This window comes from Micromonospora sp. NPDC049529 (assembly GCF_055586685.1).
In genome coordinates this window covers 302,598-320,063 of the sequence record NZ_JBVJHT010000010.1, presented here as the reverse complement: position 1 = coordinate 320,063, position 17,466 = coordinate 302,598, and the positions used below count along the sequence as shown (strand labels likewise).

The following is a 17,466-nucleotide window of genomic DNA, read 5'->3' as shown; positions in this document are numbered from 1 at the left end:
GGAACCAACCAAAAACCCCCCCCCAACAAACCCAGCACCCCTCCCCCCCCCCCCCCCTCCTCCCTCCCCTCCCCGGTGGGTTGTCCCCCCCCCCCCCCCCCCCCCCCCACCCGGCTTTTCGCTGGAGCACCGAACGGATCAGCCCCCCGCGTCGACCAGCGCCCGCCGGTACTCCGTCGTCCACTCGGCGTCGCGCTGGTCGTCCGGCAGGCCGTCCAGCCCCGCACGGAGGTTGTCCACCGCAGCAGCCGTGTTGCCGAGCGCCAGGTACGCCAGCCCGATGCCCATCCGGGAGAACGTCGGCGTCAGCCAGTACGCCGCGGCGGGCGGCCTCTCGGCCCCGGCGGCATCAGTGAGATCGCTCGCCTCTCCGAGCAGGCGCCCGGCGGCGGCCCGGTCTCCCAGCAGCGCGTACCCGTGCGCGGCCTGCACCGCGTCGCCAACCCGTTGCAACGCGGTCGCCCCAGGAGTGTGGTAAGCGGTGAGGAAGTGCCGCGCGATGCCGCGAGCATTCCCGCGCTGGCGCTCCAGGTAGCCACGAAAGTTCTCCGCCTGCGCGGAAAGCCTCTACCCCCAGGAAGCCGCCACTTCGGACGGTACACCCGGACAACGATCGAGGAAGTCCCACGCGGCGGGCCGCAGCAACGAATTCACATCCATTGACTTTTAATAGTTAAGTTTCCTAAACTTTCAGCCACCTGAGGCGAAGCACCACGCACTACCCCCAATCCCCCGCCTCGACCCGGCCCCGGGCCCTGGTCGGCCGAGCGCTCAAGAGCACCCGCCCCACCCGCCGTGGGGCCGATGGCGTGTACGCCGCGAAAGGTCAAACATGTCCGAGACTCCGTTCGCCCCCGCCAGACGGACCGGCAGGTCCCGACTCCTCACCGGCGCGCTGGCCCTGGTGACGGCCCTGACCGGCTCGATCACCGCGCTGGCTCCGGCCACCCCGGCATCCGCCGCCGTACTGCCCAACGGGTTCAAGAGCGTCGGCTACATGCCGTCGTGGGCCGGCAACGTGGCGAACATCCAGTACAGCAAGCTGACCCACATCAACTACTCGTTCGTGCTGCCGAACGCCAACGGCAGCCTCCAGGCGGTCGACCAGCCGGGCAAGCTCCAGCAGCTGGTCTCGCTCGGGCACGCCAACAACGTCAAGGTGCTGATCGCGGTCGGCGGCTGGAACGACGGCAACGACTCCGCCTTCGAGGCGCTGGCGGCCAACTCCGGCACCCGTACGACGTTCGTCAACAACATGGTCAACTTCGTCAACCAGTACAACCTCGACGGCGTCGACATCGACTGGGAGTACCCGGACCCGGGCACCTCGGCCAACAACTACACCCTGCTGATGCAGCAGCTCAGCACGGCGATGCACAGTCGCGGCAAGCTGCTCACGGCGGCCGTTGTCTCCGGTGGCGGCACCGCCAACGGCGTCCAGCCGGCGGTCTTCGGCTACGTCGACTTCCTCAACATCATGTTGTACGACGGCGGCGAACCGCACGCCAACTACGACTGGTCGATCAGCAACGCCCAGGGCTGGAAGAACCGGGGCCTGCCGGCGAGCAAGACGGTGCTCGGCGTGCCGTTCTACAGCCGCCCCGGCTACCTGACGTACAACCAGCTGGTGGCGCTCGACCCGGCGAACGCCAACCGGGACTGCACCACCGCCAACGGCGCCCAGCAGTGTTACAACGGCATCCCGACGGTGAAGCGCAAGACCCAGTGGGCCCTGGCCAACGCCGGCGGCATGATGAACTGGGAGCTGTCGCAGGACACGAACACCTCGACATCGCTGGTCAGCGCGATCTACGACACGGTGATGGGTGGCACCACCCCGCCGCCGTCCGGCCGGACCGGCCAGATCACCGGCCTCGCCGGCAAGTGCGTCGACATCGCGGCGGCCAGCACCGCCAACGGCACCCCGATCCAGCTCTACACCTGCAACGGCAGCACCGCGCAGCGCTGGACGGTCGGCACCGACGGCACCATCCGGGGCCTGGGCAAGTGCATGGACGTGACCAGCGCCTCGACCACCAACGGCGCCAAGATCCAGCTCTGGGACTGCAACGGCAGCGGCGCCCAGGTCTGGCAGGGCCAGTCCAACGGCACCGTACGCAACCCGGCGTCGAACAAGTGCCTCGACGTCACGGACAAGAGCACCGCCGACGGTGCCCGGCTCCAGATCTGGGACTGCTACAACACGAGCAACCAGATCTGGCAGCTCCCCTGACCTGATTGAAGGAAGGCCCCGCTCGAAGGGCCCCCGGCCGGCGCTCACCGCGTCGACCGGGGGCCCTTCGACTTACCCGTCGAGTTGACCGATCAGCCGGTCACGGCGGCGTGCCAGGTGTTCGGCTGGTCGACGGTGGCGAAGACGAGCCCGTCGGCGATCTTCCGGATGTCGACGCCGGACAGGGTGCTCGACTGGTCGTGCACCTCGACGTAGTAGCCGCTGTCACCGATCGGCAGGTCGCAGAAGAACTGCCCCTCCGGGCACGCCGGCGTCACCGGGTGCGGGTACGGGCCCTCCGTGCCGACGGGCGCGACCATGATCTGCACGGTCGGCGTCGTACCGTCCTCGAAGTTCAGCGGTGCGGTCAGCGAGTCGAACGACGTGTCGGTGCGGACCAGCACCACCCGTGAGATCGCCTCGTCGCCGGGGACCAGGTTGTGGCTGCCCGCCGCCACCACCCGCCAGCCCGCCGGCACGTACGTGATCTCGTACGGCATCGTGACCGGCTTCGGTGCGGTGGCCCGGAACGCGTCCGCGAGCTGCTGGATCGCCGTGAACGGCAGGCTGCGCTGACCGGTCCCGTGCGCCTCGATCACCGCCCACGCGTTGTCGGCGTACTGCCAGGCGACGGCGGGGGCCTGGATCGTCCTGGTGACCACCTCGCGGCTGTCCGGTCCCGTGGCCACCCCGAGCTGGACCTGACGGGGCAGTTCCGCCTGGAATCCGGGGCGCCCGCCGACGGTGAGCGGCGTGCCGGCCGTGAACCGGTCCGGCCGGAAGACGCCCGTACCGAAGACGGTCAGCGTGCCGAGGTGGTCGGCGATCGGCGGCCCGTCGCCGACGAAGACGTTGTCCTGGTAGATCATGGCGCTCTGGTATCCGGGGGTGGCCATCGACGGGTCGGTGACCCGGAAGTCGCCGACCCGGTAGCCGGCGAAGGCGTACGTCAGCGGGGTCGGGCCGGCGGTCGCGGCCGTCCCCGCCGCCGCGAGCCCGGCACCGGTCGTCGTGGCCGGCGCCCCTCCCGGCAGCGGGACCGCACCCTGGGCGACCAGGGCCACGGCCACCGCGACGACGGCGAGGCCGCCGGTCGCGCCGGTCCACTGCCCGAACACCCGCCGGCTGCGTCGCCGACGCCCGGCCGCGACGATGTCGTCAACGGTGTACGGCGCGGGCGGCTGATCCGACTGAGCGGTGGTCAACAACCGGTTCAGATCGTTTGTCATTGGTTCCGTCTCCCTCCTCGACAATGAACTGGGCGTCCTGTGTGGACAGAACCGAGCGCAGGGTGGCCAGGCCCCGCGCGGTCTGGCTCTTGACCGTCCCCGGGCTGCGACCGATCACCTCGGCCACCTCCTCGACGCTGAGCTGCTCGAAGAACCGCAGCACCAGCACCGCGCGCTGACCCGGTGGCACCCGGCGCAGCGCGGCCTGGATCCGGAGTCGCTCGGCGACCACGTCGGACCGGTCGGACTCGGACCGCTCCACCGGGGTGTGGCCGGCGGAGCGTTCCCGTCGCCAGGGCCGCCGCACCTCGTCGATCGCGGCCCGGATGACCATCCGGTACGCGTAGCCATGCGGCGAACTGACCCGCCCCCAGCGCGTGTAGAGCTTGGTCAGCGCGTTCGACACCGCGTCCTCGGCCCGGTGCCAGTCACCGCAGGTGAGGTACGCGACCCCGCGCAACGAGTCCATCCGCGTGGCGACGAACTGCCGAAAGTCCTCCTCGTCCTGTTCTTTCACCCGTACCGGCTCCTTTCGTCGCCCGAAGACGGTCGCCGCCCCCGTGGGGGTTGCACCGACCGGGCAGGAATCTCTCCCCGTTAACAGACCGCCGACCTCTTACCAAAGCCGTCACCGGGTCGGACCGACGACCCAGCGTCCGTACGGGTGCTGGCTCGTTGGGATCTGGGGATCGCCGATCGGTGAGGGGGCGCCGTGCACGTCTTCGGCCTGGCCGCACGGTGACCGGTGCCGACGAAGCCGGGGTCCTCCGCAGCGCGGAGAGTTCACAACGGGCGACCTTCCTCGAACTCTTCTTCGACCTGGTCTTCGTCTTCGCGCTGACCCGGATCTCGCAGCGGTTGATCACCGACTTCAACTCCGAGCGGCGGATCCTGCTCTCCGAGGCCGGGCAGACCCTGCTGCTCTTCCTGGCGCTCTGGCTGATCTGGACGTTCACCGCACTGGTCACCAGCCGGCTCGACCCGGACCAGCCGGCGATCCAGTTCGTGGTGGTCAGCAGCATGTTCGGCGCGATGGTGATGGCGGTCGCGGTGCCGAAGGGCTTCGGCGAACGGGCGATCGTCTTCGCCACGGCGTACATGGCGGTCCAGATCGGCCGTACGCTCTTCCTCTTCCTCGCCCATCGACGCGACCGGGACGTCCCCGCCCGGGTGTTCGTCTGGCTCGGGCTCAGCGCGGTGCCCTGGCTGCTCGGCGGGGTGGTCGACGACGAGGCCGTACGCGGCGTGCTCTGGACCATCGCCATCCTGCTCGACTACGGCGGCGCGGTCACCGGCTGGCCCATCCCGAAGCTCGGCCGGGCGCCCACCACCGAGCTGCCGATCGCCGGTGAGCACCTGGCCGAGCGTTACCAGCAGTTCCTACTGGTCACCCTGGGTGAGTCGATCCTGGTCATCGGCCTGACCTTCAGCGGCTCCAGCTTCGCCGGCGACCGGACCGCCGCCTTCCTGCTGGCGTTCCTGACCACGGTGCTGCTCTGGCGGGTCTACTTCCACCAGGCCGGACACCTGCTGCCGATGGCGATCACCACCGCCCGCCAACCGGCCCGGTTCGGCCGGGCAATGTCCTTCTCCCACCTGTTCATGATCGCCGGCATCGTGCTCACCGCGGTCGGCTACGAACTCTCCATCGCCCATCCGCTCGGGCACACCACCCCGGTCTGGCTCTACACCATCCTCGGCGGCCCCGCGCTCTTCCTCGCCGGCCGGGCCCAGTTCGAGTACCAGGTGTTCGCGCGGGTCTCCCGGTCCCGGATCGGCGGGCTGGTGGTGCTGGGACTGCTGGTACCGGTGCTCGTGCACGTACCACCGCTGACGGTCAGCGCCGCCGCGGCGGCGGTACTGCTGGCGGTCGCGGTCGCCGACGCCCTCCGCTCCCGACGCCGCTCCACCCCCGAAACCCCCACCCCACCCACCTGACCGCTCCCTCCTCCGCAGAACCGCCCACTCTTGTAGAGAAAGAGTGGCTATTCCCGCGCGGGAAGCCACTCTTTCTCTACAATTGCGCGATCTTGGGGGGGTGAGGGGGGTGGGGGCGTTAGTGGGTTTGGGAGAGGGCGTGTTGGGCTAGGAGTTCGCCGTGTTTGTCGGCGGAGGAGTGGCCGTCGGCGAGTTGCTGGCGGGCCTGGTCGCGCAGGGCCGACATCGCCGGGTTGACCTCGGCCAGGGTCAGTTCGACCTCGCTGACGTGCAGGTCCAGCCCGAGCAGGTCGCCGAAGATCCGCCGGTAGTACGGGGTGGCGTGGTCCCAGCCCTCGCGCGGGGTGCCGGGGCCGTAGCCGCCGCCCCGGCTGGTGACGAGTGCGGCCGGACGTCCGGCCAGCAGCGGTTCCGACCCGCCGAGCACCCGTGGTTCGGTCAGCAGCAGGTCGATCCAGGCCTTCACGTGCTGGGAGACGCCGTAGTTGTAGAGCGGGACGGCCAGCAGGTACGCGTCGGCGGCAAGCAGTTCGTCCACCAGGGACGTGGCGAACGCGGTGGCCCGGGTCTGCTCCTCGGTGCGCTGGTCGGCGGGGACGAACCCGGCCGAGACCGCCGCGGTCCAGTCCTGCACCGGGATCGGTGCGGCGGCGAGGTCGCGCCGGATGATCCGACCGGTCGGGTGGGTACGGGACCACGCCTTCTCGGCCGTGTCGGCGACCGCGCGGCTGGTGGACCGCTCGCCGAGGATGCTCGAGTCGAGTCGGAACAGGGTCACTGCTACCTCCTGTAAAATCGTCTGTGTTGACGATTAAATTAAGCACAGAACATCTCCGAGACCCCATAGCTGTGATTTACATCATCTGAGTGACAGCAGAGTTGTTACGCAGAACATCTTTGTTACAGATTATCTGCACGGTGAGTACACTGGTCCCCGTGTCTCAGGAAGCAGCTACCGCGCCAGCCGTCCCCGGATCCGTCGACCGCGGTGAGCAGACGGCCGCCGCGTTGCTCAAGGACGACTTCGGCTGGTCGCTCGGCGTGATCCTGCGGCGATACCTGCGGGCGGTGGAGGAGATCGTCGCCGACGTACCCGGCGGTCCACGGGGCTACCAGGTGATCAACTCGGCGATACAGAACCTCGCCGTGAACCAGGGCGCCATGGCCGCGCAACTGGGCATCGACCGGACGGTGCTGACGTACCTGATCGACGACCTGGAAGCCGCCGGGCTCGTCACCCGCCAGCCCGATCCGACCGACCGGCGCAGTCGCCGGGTGGTCGCCACCGAGGCCGGACAGGCCCTCTGGCGGGACCGGCACAACGCCTTCGCCCAGACCGAGGCGGACATCCTGTCGGTGCTCGGCAACGACCAGGCGGCCTTCAAGGAACTGCTGCAACGGGTGGCGATGCACGCCGACCGCCTCGACCCGGTGAACAACGCCTGCCAGGTGGTCGAGGACCTCACCGAGGACCGGGGTCCGCGCCCCCGCCGCCGGCCGAGCCGCACCTGACGGTCGACGGACGTACGACGGTCAGAGCAGGTCTTCGAGGCTGATCGGTAGTTTGCGGACCCGGCGCCCGGTCGCGTGGTGTACGGCGTTCGCGATCGCGGCGGCGGCCCCGACGAGACCGATCTCCCCGACCCCCTTCACCCCGAGCGGGTTCACCACCCGGTCGACGCCCTCGATCGTCTCCACCACCACGTCGGGCGCGTCCGCGTTCACCGGGATCAGATAGTCGTTGAAACTCGGGTTCGCCCACCGTCCGGTGCGCGGGTCCATCCACGTGGCCTCCAGCAGCGCCTGGCTCATCCCCCACAGCATGCCGCCCATCAACTGGCTGTGCGCCGTCTTGCGGTTGAGCACCCGGCCCGGCGCGAAGACCCCCACCATCCGGCGTACCCGGATCAGGCCCAGGTCCGCGTCGACGGCGACCTCGGCGAACTGCGCACCGAACGTGTGCATGCCGTACGGCGTGGTCAGCGGTGGCGGGGTCCACACACCGAGCGCCTCGACGTCCGGCGTCATGCCGCGAACCAGCATCTCGGCGTACGTCTCGCCGACCCCGGCCTGGTCGTAGAGCCGCATCCGGCCGTCGGCGACGGTGACCGTCTCGGGGTGCGCCCCGTGCAACGGCGAACGCGGGTCGGCGACGGCCCGCGCGACGAGTTGCCGGCGCAGTTCGGTGGCGGCGAGGTGCACGGCGGCGCTGACCGCACCGGTGCCGGCGGACCCGACGGCGGCGGTGATGTTCGGCAGGTCGCTGCTGCCGCCGACGAACCGCACCCGTCCGACCGGCAGGCCGAGACCGTCGGCGGCGACCTGCCGCATCGCGGTGGTGACCCCGGTGCCGAACTCCGACACGCCCGCCTCGATCACCGCGCTGCCGTCGGCGTAGAGCCGGGCGCGGGCGCGTTGCTGGTTCGGTGGCACCGCGTGCGGGTACGCCGCCCCGGCCATCCCGGTCCCGATCAGCCAGTTCCCCTCCCGGCGGCGGCCCGGTGCCGGGTCCCGACCGGCCCAGCCGAACAGGTCGGCGGCCCGCCGGTAACACTCCCGCAGGCCGTTGCTCGACCACTGGTTACCGGTGCTCGGGTCGGTCTCGGCGAAGTTGCGCAGCCGCAGCTCGACCGGGTCGACGTCGACCTCCAGCGCCAACTCGTCCATCGCGCATTCGAGGGCGAACATGCCGGACGCCTCGCCGGGGGCGCGCATGAACGTGGGGGTGATGGTGTTGCCGCGCGCCAACCGGTAGACCCCCTCGTAGTTCGCGCAGTCGTAGAACACCCCGGGCGACTGGAGTGACGGCTCGGCCCAGTCGTCGAACGGCGAGGTGAGCGAGAGCTTGTGGTGGCGCAGCGCGGTGAGCCGGCCGTCGGAACGGGCACCGATGGTGATCCGCTGCTCCTGTTCCTCCCGGTGGCCGCAGGAGTGGAACATCTGCTCCCGGTTCAGGGCGAGCCGGACCGGCCGGTTCACCTGGCGGGCGGCGAGCGCGGCCAGGGTGACGTGCGGCCAGATCATCGCCTTGGAGCCGAAGCTGCCGCCGACGTACTCGCTGACCACCCTGATCTGACCGGGGGCCAGGCCGAGCAGGGTGGAGACGGTCATCTGGGTGGCGGTCGGCCCCTGGGTGCTGTCGTAGAGGGTGAGCCGGTCGACGTCGTCCCAGATCGCGGTGGTCGCCGACGGCTCGATCGGGTTGTGATGATTGGGCGCGAACGTGTACGTCAGGTCGAGCCGGTGCTTCGCCTGACCGAGCCCCGCCTCGACATCGCCGCGCTGGCTCCGGCCGGGCAGCATGCCGCCGAAGATCCGCTGCGGCTCGTACGCCTGGTCGCGTACCTCGTCGAGCACGGTGTGGGCGGGCAGTTCCGCGTAGTCGATCCGGAGCTGGTTGGCCGCGTGTTCGGCCCGCTCGACGCTGTCGGCGACGACGATCGCGACCGGCTGCCCGGCGTAGTACACCATCTCGTCCTGCATCGGGAAGAAGCTCTCCCCCGGTGCGGCGAGCCCGACCAGCGACGGCAGCAGCCTCGGCCGGCCGGGGATCTTCGGCAGGTTGAGGTGGCTCAGTACGGCGACCACGCCCTCGGTCCGGTCCGTCCGGCCGGTGTCGATCGCGATCACCCGGCCACTGGCGATCCGGGCACCGACCAGGACGGCGTGCACCAGTCCGGGGAACACCAGTTCGGCGGTGTACCGGGCCGCCCCGCTGACCTTCGCCCGTCCGTCGACCCGGTCGAGCGCGAGACCGACGGCCGGGCTCATGTCGTGCCTCCGGTGGCCGGGCTCATGTCGTACCCCCGATGGCCGTCGCGGTCTGCCAGTTGTCGTCGGTGATCGCCTGCAACGCGCGCACGATCGACCGCCGGGCCAGCTCGATCTTGAACTCGTTCATGCCGTGCGGGACCGCCGGTTGCAACTCCTCCCGCGCGGCGGCGATGAAGTTCTCCGTCGTCGGGCGGCCCCCGATCAGCATCCGTTCCGCCTGGCGGGCCCGCCACGGTTTGGTGGCGACACCGCCGAGGGCCAGCCGGATCTCGCTGATCATCCCGCCGTGCAGGTGGATCGCGACGGCGACCGAGACGAGTGCGAACTCGTACGACTCCCGGTCGCGGACCTTGAGGTAGTGCGACCTGGCGGCGGCGGGTGTGGCCGGTACCTCGACCGACACGATCAGCTCGCCGTGTTCGAGCGGATGTTCCCGTTCCGGGGTGTCGCCGGGGAGCAGGAAGAAGTCGTCGATGGCGATCGACCGCCGGCCGGACGGACCCTCGGTGTGCACCACCGCGTCCAGCGCGACCAGGGCGACGGCCAGGTCGGACGGGTGGGTGGCGATGCAGAGTTCGCTGGTGCCGAGAATCGCGTGGCCCCGGTTGACGCCGTGCAGTGCGGCACAGCCGCTGCGGGGGGCCCGCTTGTTGCAGCCGGCGGCGAGGTCGCGGAAGTAGCCGCAGCGGACCCGTTGCATCAGGTTGCCGCCGATGGAGGCCATGTTGCGCAGTTGCGGGGAGGCGCCGAGGAACAGAGCCCGGGAGATCACCGGGAACTGCTGCCGGACCAGCTGGGCCTGGGCCACGTCGCTCATCCGGGCGGTGGCGCCGATCCGCAGCCCGCCGCCGCCGTCGATCGACTCGATCTGGCGCAGCGGCAGGTCGTTGATGTCGACCAGTCGGGCGGGCTGTTCGACGTAGATCCGCAGCAGGTCGACCTGGGTGGTGCCACCGGCCAGGAAGGTGCTGTCGGGGTCGCTGCTGACCGCGCCGACCGCGGTGGCCACGTCCGCGACCCGCGAGTAGCTAACCGGCCGCATCGTTCCCCCCGCCACTGCCCGCGCTCCCGCTCCGGCTGCCGCTGCCGCCGTCGAAGGCGGCGTCGCGTACCTGGCGGATCGCCGCTCGGATGTTCGGGTACGCCGCGCAGCGGCACAGGTTGCCGCTCATCCATTCGGCGATCTGCGAGTCGTCCGACGGGTGCCCCTCGGCGAGGAAGGCGACCGCCGACATGATCTGTCCGGGGGTGCAGTAGCCGCACTGGAAGGCGTCCCGCTCGATGAACGCGGTCTGCATGGGATGCGGTTCGCCGTTGCCGGCGAGCCCCTCGATCGTGGTGATCTCCCGCATCTCGCAGGTGATCGCCAGGGTGAGGCAGGCCAGCACCCGCCGTTTGTCCACCCAGACCGTGCAGGCACCGCAGGCACCCTGGTTGCAGCCCTTCTTGGTGCCGGTCAGGTCGAGCCGGTCGCGCAGCGCGTCGAGCAGGCTCACCCGGGGTTCGATCGGGAACGTACGCGGCACGCCGTTGACCGAGAGTGTGATCATCACTTCTCCCGGGCCGCGTACGACCGCCGTGTCGGCGGTGCCCACCGCCCCGACGTACGACTTCATCCCGCACCACCCCCGCTTCCCGGTCCAGGCGAGGGTATCCAGAATTCCGCCTCTATCCGACAAAAACCTCAATGCTGGCGGGGCACTCGGGGGTGTGGTTCACCGCAGTCGAGGGCTGCGGGTTACCGGTTCACCAACGGAGGCCCGCCTCATGGTGACGCTCAGGATGGACCCGTACCGTTTTCCGGGTGAATGGAACCTGGGAGTGGAACACCAGCTCGTTGCTCGCCGCCGAGCCATCGCCCGACTCGGGCGGGATCGTCGGCTTCGTCACCGGCCTGATGGAGAAACTCGGTGGTCCGGGGGCCGGCCTCGCGGTGGCCCTGGAGAACCTGTTTCCGCCGATCCCGAGCGAGGTGATCCTGCCGCTGGCCGGATTCACCGCCAGCCAGGGCGACCTGAGCCTGGCCAGCGCGATCATCTGGACCACCATCGGTTCGGTGGTCGGCGCGCTCGCCCTCTACTACGTGGGTGCGCTGCTCGGCCGCGACCGGGTACGCGCGATCGCCGCGAAACTGCCGTTGGTGAAGCTCGCCGACGTGGACCGGACCGAGGCGTGGTTCCTCCGGCACGGCGTGCAGGCGGTTTTCTTCGGTCGGATGATTCCGGTCTTCCGCAGCCTCATCTCCATCCCGGCCGGGGTGGAACGGATGCGGGTCACCACGTTCCTGCTCTACACCGCGCTGGGCAGCCTGATCTGGAACACGGTCTTCGTGATGGCCGGTTACCTGCTCGGCGAGAACTGGCACGTGGTGGAGGGCTACGTCGGCATCCTCCAGAACGTCGTGATCGTCGTCTGCGTCGTCGCGGTGGGCTGGTTCGTCACCACCCGGCTGCTCCGGGCCCGCCGGGCCCGACTCTCGCCCGAGGATGAGCCGGAGACGCCGCAGGACCGGCCGACGCCGGACGCCTACGCCGGTTACCCGGCACCGGACGCGTATGCCGGTTATCCAACACCGGACGGTTACCCCGGTCACCAGGGGCAGCCCGATCCGGTGGCGCAGGCCCGCGCCTCCCGGGGCACCCTCTACGGCACCCCGCGCCGGCCAACCGATCAGTGGTGAATCGACCAGTGGTGAATCGATCACGATAGCCGGCATCGGGGACCACTGTGGACGGCAACGGACGCCGTACGAGCCCCCCGGCCCCGTACGGCGTCCGCCCCCGTTGCGTCCCGTTCAGACGCCGACCGGCTGCCGCACGACACCGTCGTCGTGGGCTTCGCCGTGGGAGAGGGTGGGCAGCCAGGACAGCCAGCGCGGCAGGTACCAGTTCCGTTCGCGGAGCAGGACCATCACCGACGGCAGCAGTACGGCCCGGACGATGGTGGCGTCGATCAGGACGGCGATGGCCAGGCCGAAGCCGAGTTCCTTCATCGAGACCAGCGAGCCGGTGGTGAACAGCCCGAACACCGCGACCATGACCAGGGCGGCGCTGGTGATGGTGCCGGCGGTGCCCCGGATGCCCCGGGAGACGGCGAGTTTGGTCGGCCAGCCCCGGTCGTGGCCCTCGCGGATCCGGCTGAGCACGAAGACGTGGTAGTCCATCGAGAGCCCGAACAGGATCACGAAGAGGAACAGCGGCACCCAGTTGGTGACCGCGCCGGCTGATTCGAAGTTGAGCACGCTCTCCCCCCAGCCGTGCTGGAAGACCAACACCAGCAGCCCGTACGCGGCGGCGACGGAGAGCAGGTTGAGCACGATCGCGGTCAGTGCCACCACCAGTGACCGGAACGAGACGAGCAGCAGCAGGAAGGCCAGGCCGAGCACGAAGCCGAACACCAGCGGGGCGCTGCGACCCATCGCGCGGTTGTAGTCGACCGAGTCGGCGGCCCGTCCGGTGAGCAGCGCCTCGGCCCCGTCGACGCCCTCGACCGTACGCGGGATGACGTCCTCGCGCAGGGTCCGTACGGCCTGCTCGGAGGTGGTGTCGATGCCGGTGCCGGAAAGTCCGGCGCTGACCACGGCGAGCGTCCGGTTGGGGTTGACCTCGACTGTCACCGGCTCGTGCAGTGCCCCGCTGGCCAGCGCCTCGGTCTTGAACCGGTCGATGGCGGCGGTCAGTGCCGGGGTGGTGACATCGTCGGCGTGGACGGCGAGTACGGCCGGGTCGCCGCCGCCGGGGAAGGCGGCCCCGACCCGCAGGTAGGTGTCCAGCGCGGGGGCGGAGGTCTTGAGCGCGGTGATGTCCTCCTCGGCGGTGCGCATGCCCAGTGCCGGCAGGGCGAGGGCGAGCAGCGCGACGCCTGCCACGATCGCGGAGAAGCCGGGCCGGCGCAGCACGAGGTTGAGGAACCGGGCCCAGCCCCGACTGTTCGCCTCGCGCCGGTAGAGCCCCGGCACCCGGCCGAGGTCGATCCGGTCGCCGAGCTTGGACAGCACGGCCGGCAGCACGGTGAGCGAGCCGAGGGCGGCGATCGCGACCACCAGGATGGTGCCGGTGGCGAGGCTGGCGAAGACGGTGTCGCGGGTGAGGAACATGCCCGAGGTGGCGATGATGACGGTCAGCGCGGAGATCAGCACGGCCCGGCCGGAGGTGGCCGCCGCGATCGCCAGGGCCCGTTCCGGGTCGGCGCCCCGAGCCCGCTCCTCCCGTTCCCGGCGCAGGTAGAACAGGCAGTAGTCGACGCCGACGGCGAGCCCCATCAGCAGCATCAGGTGCATCGTGGTGTCGACCGCCGGCACCAGCCGGCTGGCGGCGGCGAGCAGGCCGAGGGAGGCCAGGAACGCGGTCAGGGCCAGGCCCATCGGGAGTACGGCGGCCAGCAGCGCGCCGAACGCCACGATCAGGATCCCGAGCGTGACCGGGATCGACAGCAGCGACAGCCGGTGCATGTCGCCGGCCAGGATCTCGTTGATCGACTGGTCCAGGCTGGCGTCCCCGGTCTGGGCCACCAGCAGGTCCGGATGCTCCCGTTGCACCCCCGCGACGGCGTCGCGTACGGCGTCGACCCGGTCGACGGCGGTGTCGGCCGGCCCGGACAGGTCGAACGTGACCAGGGCGGAGTGCCGGTCGGCCGAGATCGCGGCGGCGGTGACGTTCTCCACCCGGCCGGTACCCTCGACCGCGGCGACCGTGGCGGCGACGGCGCTCGTGAAGGCGGGCGCGTCGGCGAGCTGGTCGTCGCTGTGGATGAGCACCATCTCGCCGGCCCGGTCGGGGAAACCGGCGTCGGCGATGAGTTCGGTGGCCCGACCCGACTCGCCGTGGCCGTAGGAGCTGTCGGCGGCCTGCACGGTGCCGATGCCGGCACTGAGCGCGGTCGCCACGACCACGAACAGCAGCCAGCCGACGATGGCGGTGGTCCGGTGCCGGGCACTCCAGCCGGCGATCCGGGCGGCGAGGTTGCCGGGCCGCTGGTGGCGCGGTCGGGCGTACGGGTCCGGCCGGGGTGACGGCGGCGGAAGAACGGTCGTCGTGGTCATGCCTCGACGCTATGAGCCGGGCGGTTCCGGATCGATCCAGCTCACACCCCGGTTGCCGGTAGGGCTGTCCGGGCCGCCGGGGTAGGGCAGACCCGACCCGTACGGGTTCACCCGGACCCGTACGCGCCGGGTGTCTCCACCAACGATGTCGGGCAGCGTGGTCCGACCGTCATCCAGCTGTCGAGGTTCAGCTGTCGGGAGTGGTCGCCCGAAGGTCGCGCCTTCCGGACCGCCCTGCGGGGGACATCGGACGTAGATTCGTCGGCATGCGCGTACTGTTCGCCAGCCTCGCCTCGGTCGGGCACACCTATCCGCTGATCCCGCTGGCGATCGCCGCCCGCAACGCCGGCCACGAGGTGCACTTCGCCGCCGGTGAGGACGTGCACGGACCGCTGATCGCCAACGGGCTGCGGCCGTTCCGTCCGGCGGACTCGTTCTACGAGATGTACGCCGAGGACCTGGAACCCGAACTGGCACGGTTGCGGCCCGATCTCGTCGTACACGAATGGGGTGTGCCGGGAGCCGCCGTTGCCGCGGCCCGCGCCGGAATCCCCGGCATCTGGCACGGATTCGGGCGGATGATTCCCGAAGGGATCGGCTTCGAGCTGCCCACCCGGAACACCGAGGCTCCCGGACGGCCACACCTCGACATCTGCCCACCCTCCCTCCAGGACAAGGACTTCCTCACCAGCGAGGACCGGATCGTCCTGCGTCCCGTGCCCTACTCCGCGCCGGGCGTACTGCCGACCTGGAGCGGCCGGCACGATTCGAAGCCACTGGTGTACCTGACGCTCGGCACCGCGTTCGGAACCCCGGAACTGCTCACCACGGCGATCGAGGCACTGGCCGGGCTCGACGCGCGCGTGGTGGTCGCGACCGGCCGACTGCGCCCGGAGCAGCTCGGCGACGTACCGGAGAACGTTGCCGTACGGGCGTGGGTGCCGCAGGCGGAACTGCTGCCGTACGTCGACGCGGTGGTCCACCACGGCGGCAGCGGCACCACCCTCGGCGCGCTCAGCGTCGGCGTCCCGCAGTTGTTCCTGCCCCAGGGGGCCGACCAGTTCGCCAACGCCGACGCGGTCAGCGGGGCCGGCGCCGGACTGCGCCTGCTCCCCGACGAGGTGAGTGCGGACGCCGTCGCCGAGCAGGTCAGGAAGCTGCTGCCGCAGTACGGGCGGACCGGTCCCCGCGACGCGGCCCGTGCCATCGCCGAGGAGATCGCCGCCATGCCCTCCCCGGACGAGGTCGCCCGCCGCCTACCCGAGTACGCCGCTCGCGGGCGAAGCACCCGCACCGGTTCGGTACGTTTCCGCCTCGGCGGACCCGACGACGCCGAGCAGATCGCGGTCCTGCACGCCGAGAGTTGGCGCCGCCACTACCGGGGCGCGTACGCCGACGCGTACCTCGACGGCGACGTCACGACCGAACGCCGCGCGGTGTGGTCGGCCCGGCTCGCTGCGGCGACCAACAGCGAGACCGTCGTCGCCGAGCAGGACGGCCGGTTGGCCGGCTTCGTCCACGTCATCTTCGACCACGACCCGGTGTGGGGCAGCCTGGTCGACAACCTGCACGTCGTCGGCGACCGGCACCGGGCGGGCGTCGGTAGCCGGCTGCTCGGTCACGCCGCCCGAGCCGTCGCCGAGCGGGCGACCGGCAACAACATGTATCTGTGGGTGTTGGAGCAGAACACCGACGCGCAGCGGTTCTACCGCGCACGCGGGGCGACGCACGCGGAGACCGCGCTGGCGGAGGCACCGGGCGGAGAGCCGGCCCGGCTCAACGGCGCTCCGCGCAAGTTCCGGATGACCTGGCCGGACGCCACCGCCCTGAGCCGTTCAGTCTGACCACCACCAGGCCCGGCGGGCTGCTGGGCCCGAAAAACGGCCGCCGGGCCGGTCCGCTCGTCGTGACGGGCGGACCGGCCCCGAATCGACCACCGGCCGGAGCCGGGCGTCGGATCAGGCCGGAGCCTGCTCGGCGTCGAACTCGAAGATCTCGCGCACCTCGACCTCGACCTCGTCGAACAGGTCGGCGTACCGCTGGGCGAACTCGACGGCCTCGGCCCGGTCCTTGAAGTTCAGCAGCGCGAAGCCGCCGATGACCTCCTTGGCGTCGACAAACGGCCCGTCGGTCACGGCGGTGCCCGCACCCCGCGACTTACGGACCAGGGCACCCCGCTCGGACGGGTGGACGCCTTCGGCCGTGATCAGAATGCCCTTCTCGACCGCATCCTGGATGAACGCCCCCATTTTGCCGATGAACTCCTGGCTGGGGTTCCACGCCTCCGGGGCGCGCTCGTCGAGCCGGTGCATCATCAAAAACCGCATTACCGCTCCCATGTTGTCGTATCGGGCTGTGGTCCGGGCCGCCCCGGACGTCGTGACCAGCCGTCACAACCCCGTCGTACGACGGCACCCCGTCTCGACATTTTCCACCGAAGAAATTTTCGGCGGCCGCTACCGGCCGGTTTCCAGCGCCTGACGGGCCGGCAGGGCGAACTGGTCGGGCCCGGTGTCGAGGGCGGACCGGCGGTGCGGGTTGGCGAGGTAGAACTCGATCACCTCGGCGAGACGGTCGTCGGAGACGGCACAGTCCGGGGCGCCGAGCTGGACGTACCGTCGGTTTTCGGTGTTTTCCGGCGCAGGTGAACGCCCTTCCGGGCGCGGTAGACCGTCTCGATCCGCTCCCAACCGATGACGTCACCGCCGACCGCGACGCCCTGCGCCGTGATGGCGACGTGCCCGGACCGGCGCAGCCGCTCGAAGGCGCCCATGGCGAGCGCGATGGCCGCCGCACCGGTGATGGTCGACCCGATCACACCGAACCAGGTACTGTCCGCGCCCACCCGCGCGCCGGAGAGAAACAGCCCACTCCAGGCGAAACCGGTGGTCCCGACCGCGTTGATGGCGACCGCGCCCCACGACCACCGGCCGAGCAGACCCGGATGTACGCCGTCAGGCAGGACCAGTGCCGCCTGCCAGCGCAAATCCGCCCGCCGTTTCCGGGTGCGCAGCCAGCGGGTGCCGGCGAAGTGCAGACCGGCGCTGACCAGCACGACGAACTCGACATCGGGGGCGGCGGCACCCATCCGCCGGCCGTACTCCCACAGGGCCGCGCTGACGGCGACGATCGCGGACGCCGCGAGGGCGGCCAACGCCGTACGGACCCGACGCGGCCGATTCCGCCGCGACTCCTCGATGACATGCACTCGGTGTCCCCGTTCGCCCCGTCGAACCAGCCCTCCGATCGCC

At 70.6% G+C, this 17,466-nt stretch carries 14 protein-coding genes and 1 pseudogene; 5 read left to right on the top strand and 10 right to left on the bottom strand.

Annotated elements, in window-relative coordinates:
• Positions 1-138 precede the first annotated feature (138 nt).
• A pseudogene (locus ACZ6QQ_RS19775) lies at positions 139-564 on the bottom strand (hypothetical protein); the annotation flags it as partial.
• A gap of 268 nt (positions 565-832) precedes the next feature.
• Between ACZ6QQ_RS19775 and ACZ6QQ_RS19770 the strand changes: the two are divergent.
• A complete protein-coding gene (locus ACZ6QQ_RS19770) occupies positions 833-2,233 on the top strand; it encodes a glycosyl hydrolase family 18 protein (RefSeq protein WP_465877897.1) in 1,401 nt (466 codons plus the stop codon).
• 92 nt (positions 2,234-2,325) lie between these two features.
• On the opposite strand, the gene ACZ6QQ_RS19765 is transcribed toward ACZ6QQ_RS19770, so the two are convergent.
• On the bottom strand, positions 2,326-3,462 hold the full coding sequence (locus ACZ6QQ_RS19765; protein ID WP_465877896.1) for a hypothetical protein: 1,137 nt from the start codon (positions 3,460-3,462) through the stop codon (positions 2,326-2,328).
• On the bottom strand, positions 3,392-3,979 hold the full coding sequence (locus ACZ6QQ_RS19760) for a SigE family RNA polymerase sigma factor (protein WP_465877895.1): 588 nt from the start codon (positions 3,977-3,979) through the stop codon (positions 3,392-3,394). The genes ACZ6QQ_RS19765 and ACZ6QQ_RS19760 overlap by 71 nt, the downstream gene beginning before the upstream one ends.
• Positions 3,980-4,200: 221 nt before the next feature.
• On the opposite strand from ACZ6QQ_RS19760, the gene ACZ6QQ_RS19755 reads away from it, so the two are divergent.
• Positions 4,201-5,400, top strand: a complete 1,200-nt coding sequence (locus tag ACZ6QQ_RS19755; protein WP_465877894.1) for a low temperature requirement protein A — start codon at positions 4,201-4,203, stop codon at positions 5,398-5,400.
• Positions 5,401-5,518: 118 nt separating this feature from the next.
• Here ACZ6QQ_RS19755 and ACZ6QQ_RS19750 read toward each other — a convergent pair whose 3' ends face one another.
• Entirely contained in the window at positions 5,519-6,178 is a 660-nt protein-coding gene (locus ACZ6QQ_RS19750; RefSeq protein WP_465877893.1) for an FMN-dependent NADH-azoreductase, read from the bottom strand.
• A gap of 158 nt (positions 6,179-6,336) precedes the next feature.
• Between ACZ6QQ_RS19750 and ACZ6QQ_RS19745 the strand changes: the two genes are divergently transcribed.
• Positions 6,337-6,912, top strand: coding sequence for a MarR family winged helix-turn-helix transcriptional regulator (locus tag ACZ6QQ_RS19745; protein ID WP_465877892.1), 576 nt, complete (start codon positions 6,337-6,339; stop codon positions 6,910-6,912).
• 21 nt (positions 6,913-6,933) lie between these two features.
• On the opposite strand, the gene ACZ6QQ_RS19740 is transcribed toward ACZ6QQ_RS19745, so the two are convergent.
• Genes ACZ6QQ_RS19740 through ACZ6QQ_RS19730 form a run of 3 tightly spaced genes read right to left on the bottom strand, consistent with a single transcriptional unit; the run spans position 6,934 to position 10,724 of the window.
• The gene (locus tag ACZ6QQ_RS19740; RefSeq protein WP_465877891.1) at positions 6,934-9,171 is read right to left on the bottom strand and encodes a xanthine dehydrogenase family protein molybdopterin-binding subunit; all 2,238 of its coding nucleotides are present in this window, start codon (positions 9,169-9,171) and stop codon (positions 6,934-6,936) included.
• A 22-nt stretch (positions 9,172-9,193) separates the two neighbouring features.
• Positions 9,194-10,216 carry an FAD binding domain-containing protein gene (locus ACZ6QQ_RS19735; protein ID WP_465877890.1) on the bottom strand — a complete coding sequence of 341 codons (1,023 nt, stop codon included), beginning with the start codon at positions 10,214-10,216 and terminating at the stop codon, positions 9,194-9,196.
• Positions 10,203-10,724, bottom strand: a complete 522-nt coding sequence (locus tag ACZ6QQ_RS19730) for a (2Fe-2S)-binding protein (RefSeq protein ID WP_465877983.1) — start codon at positions 10,722-10,724, stop codon at positions 10,203-10,205. Before ACZ6QQ_RS19730 ends, ACZ6QQ_RS19735 begins: the two co-directional genes overlap by 14 nt.
• Positions 10,725-10,978: 254 nt before the next feature.
• Here ACZ6QQ_RS19730 and ACZ6QQ_RS19725 point away from each other — a divergent pair, with 254 nt between their 5' ends.
• Complete coding sequence (locus tag ACZ6QQ_RS19725) at positions 10,979-11,854, top strand: DedA family protein (protein WP_465877889.1); 876 nt, start codon at positions 10,979-10,981, stop codon at positions 11,852-11,854.
• Positions 11,855-11,968: 114 nt separating this feature from the next.
• Here the strand turns inward: ACZ6QQ_RS19725 and ACZ6QQ_RS19720 are convergent, their stop codons facing one another.
• The gene (locus tag ACZ6QQ_RS19720; RefSeq protein ID WP_465877888.1) at positions 11,969-14,215 is read right to left on the bottom strand and encodes an MMPL family transporter; all 2,247 of its coding nucleotides are present in this window, start codon (positions 14,213-14,215) and stop codon (positions 11,969-11,971) included.
• Between the two features lie 266 nt (positions 14,216-14,481).
• On the opposite strand from ACZ6QQ_RS19720, the gene ACZ6QQ_RS19715 reads away from it, so the two are divergent.
• Positions 14,482-16,059: a GNAT family N-acetyltransferase gene (locus tag ACZ6QQ_RS19715; protein WP_465877887.1), complete on the top strand. Its 1,578-nt coding sequence runs from the start codon at positions 14,482-14,484 to the stop codon at positions 16,057-16,059.
• A gap of 114 nt (positions 16,060-16,173) precedes the next feature.
• On the opposite strand, the gene ACZ6QQ_RS19710 is transcribed toward ACZ6QQ_RS19715, so the two are convergent.
• Entirely contained in the window at positions 16,174-16,542 is a 369-nt protein-coding gene (locus ACZ6QQ_RS19710; RefSeq protein WP_465877885.1) for a YciI family protein, read from the bottom strand.
• Positions 16,543-16,772: 230 nt separating this feature from the next.
• Positions 16,773-17,423, bottom strand: a complete 651-nt coding sequence (locus tag ACZ6QQ_RS19705) for a hypothetical protein (RefSeq protein WP_465877884.1) — start codon at positions 17,421-17,423, stop codon at positions 16,773-16,775.
• Between the last annotated feature and the right edge of the window lie 43 nt (positions 17,424-17,466).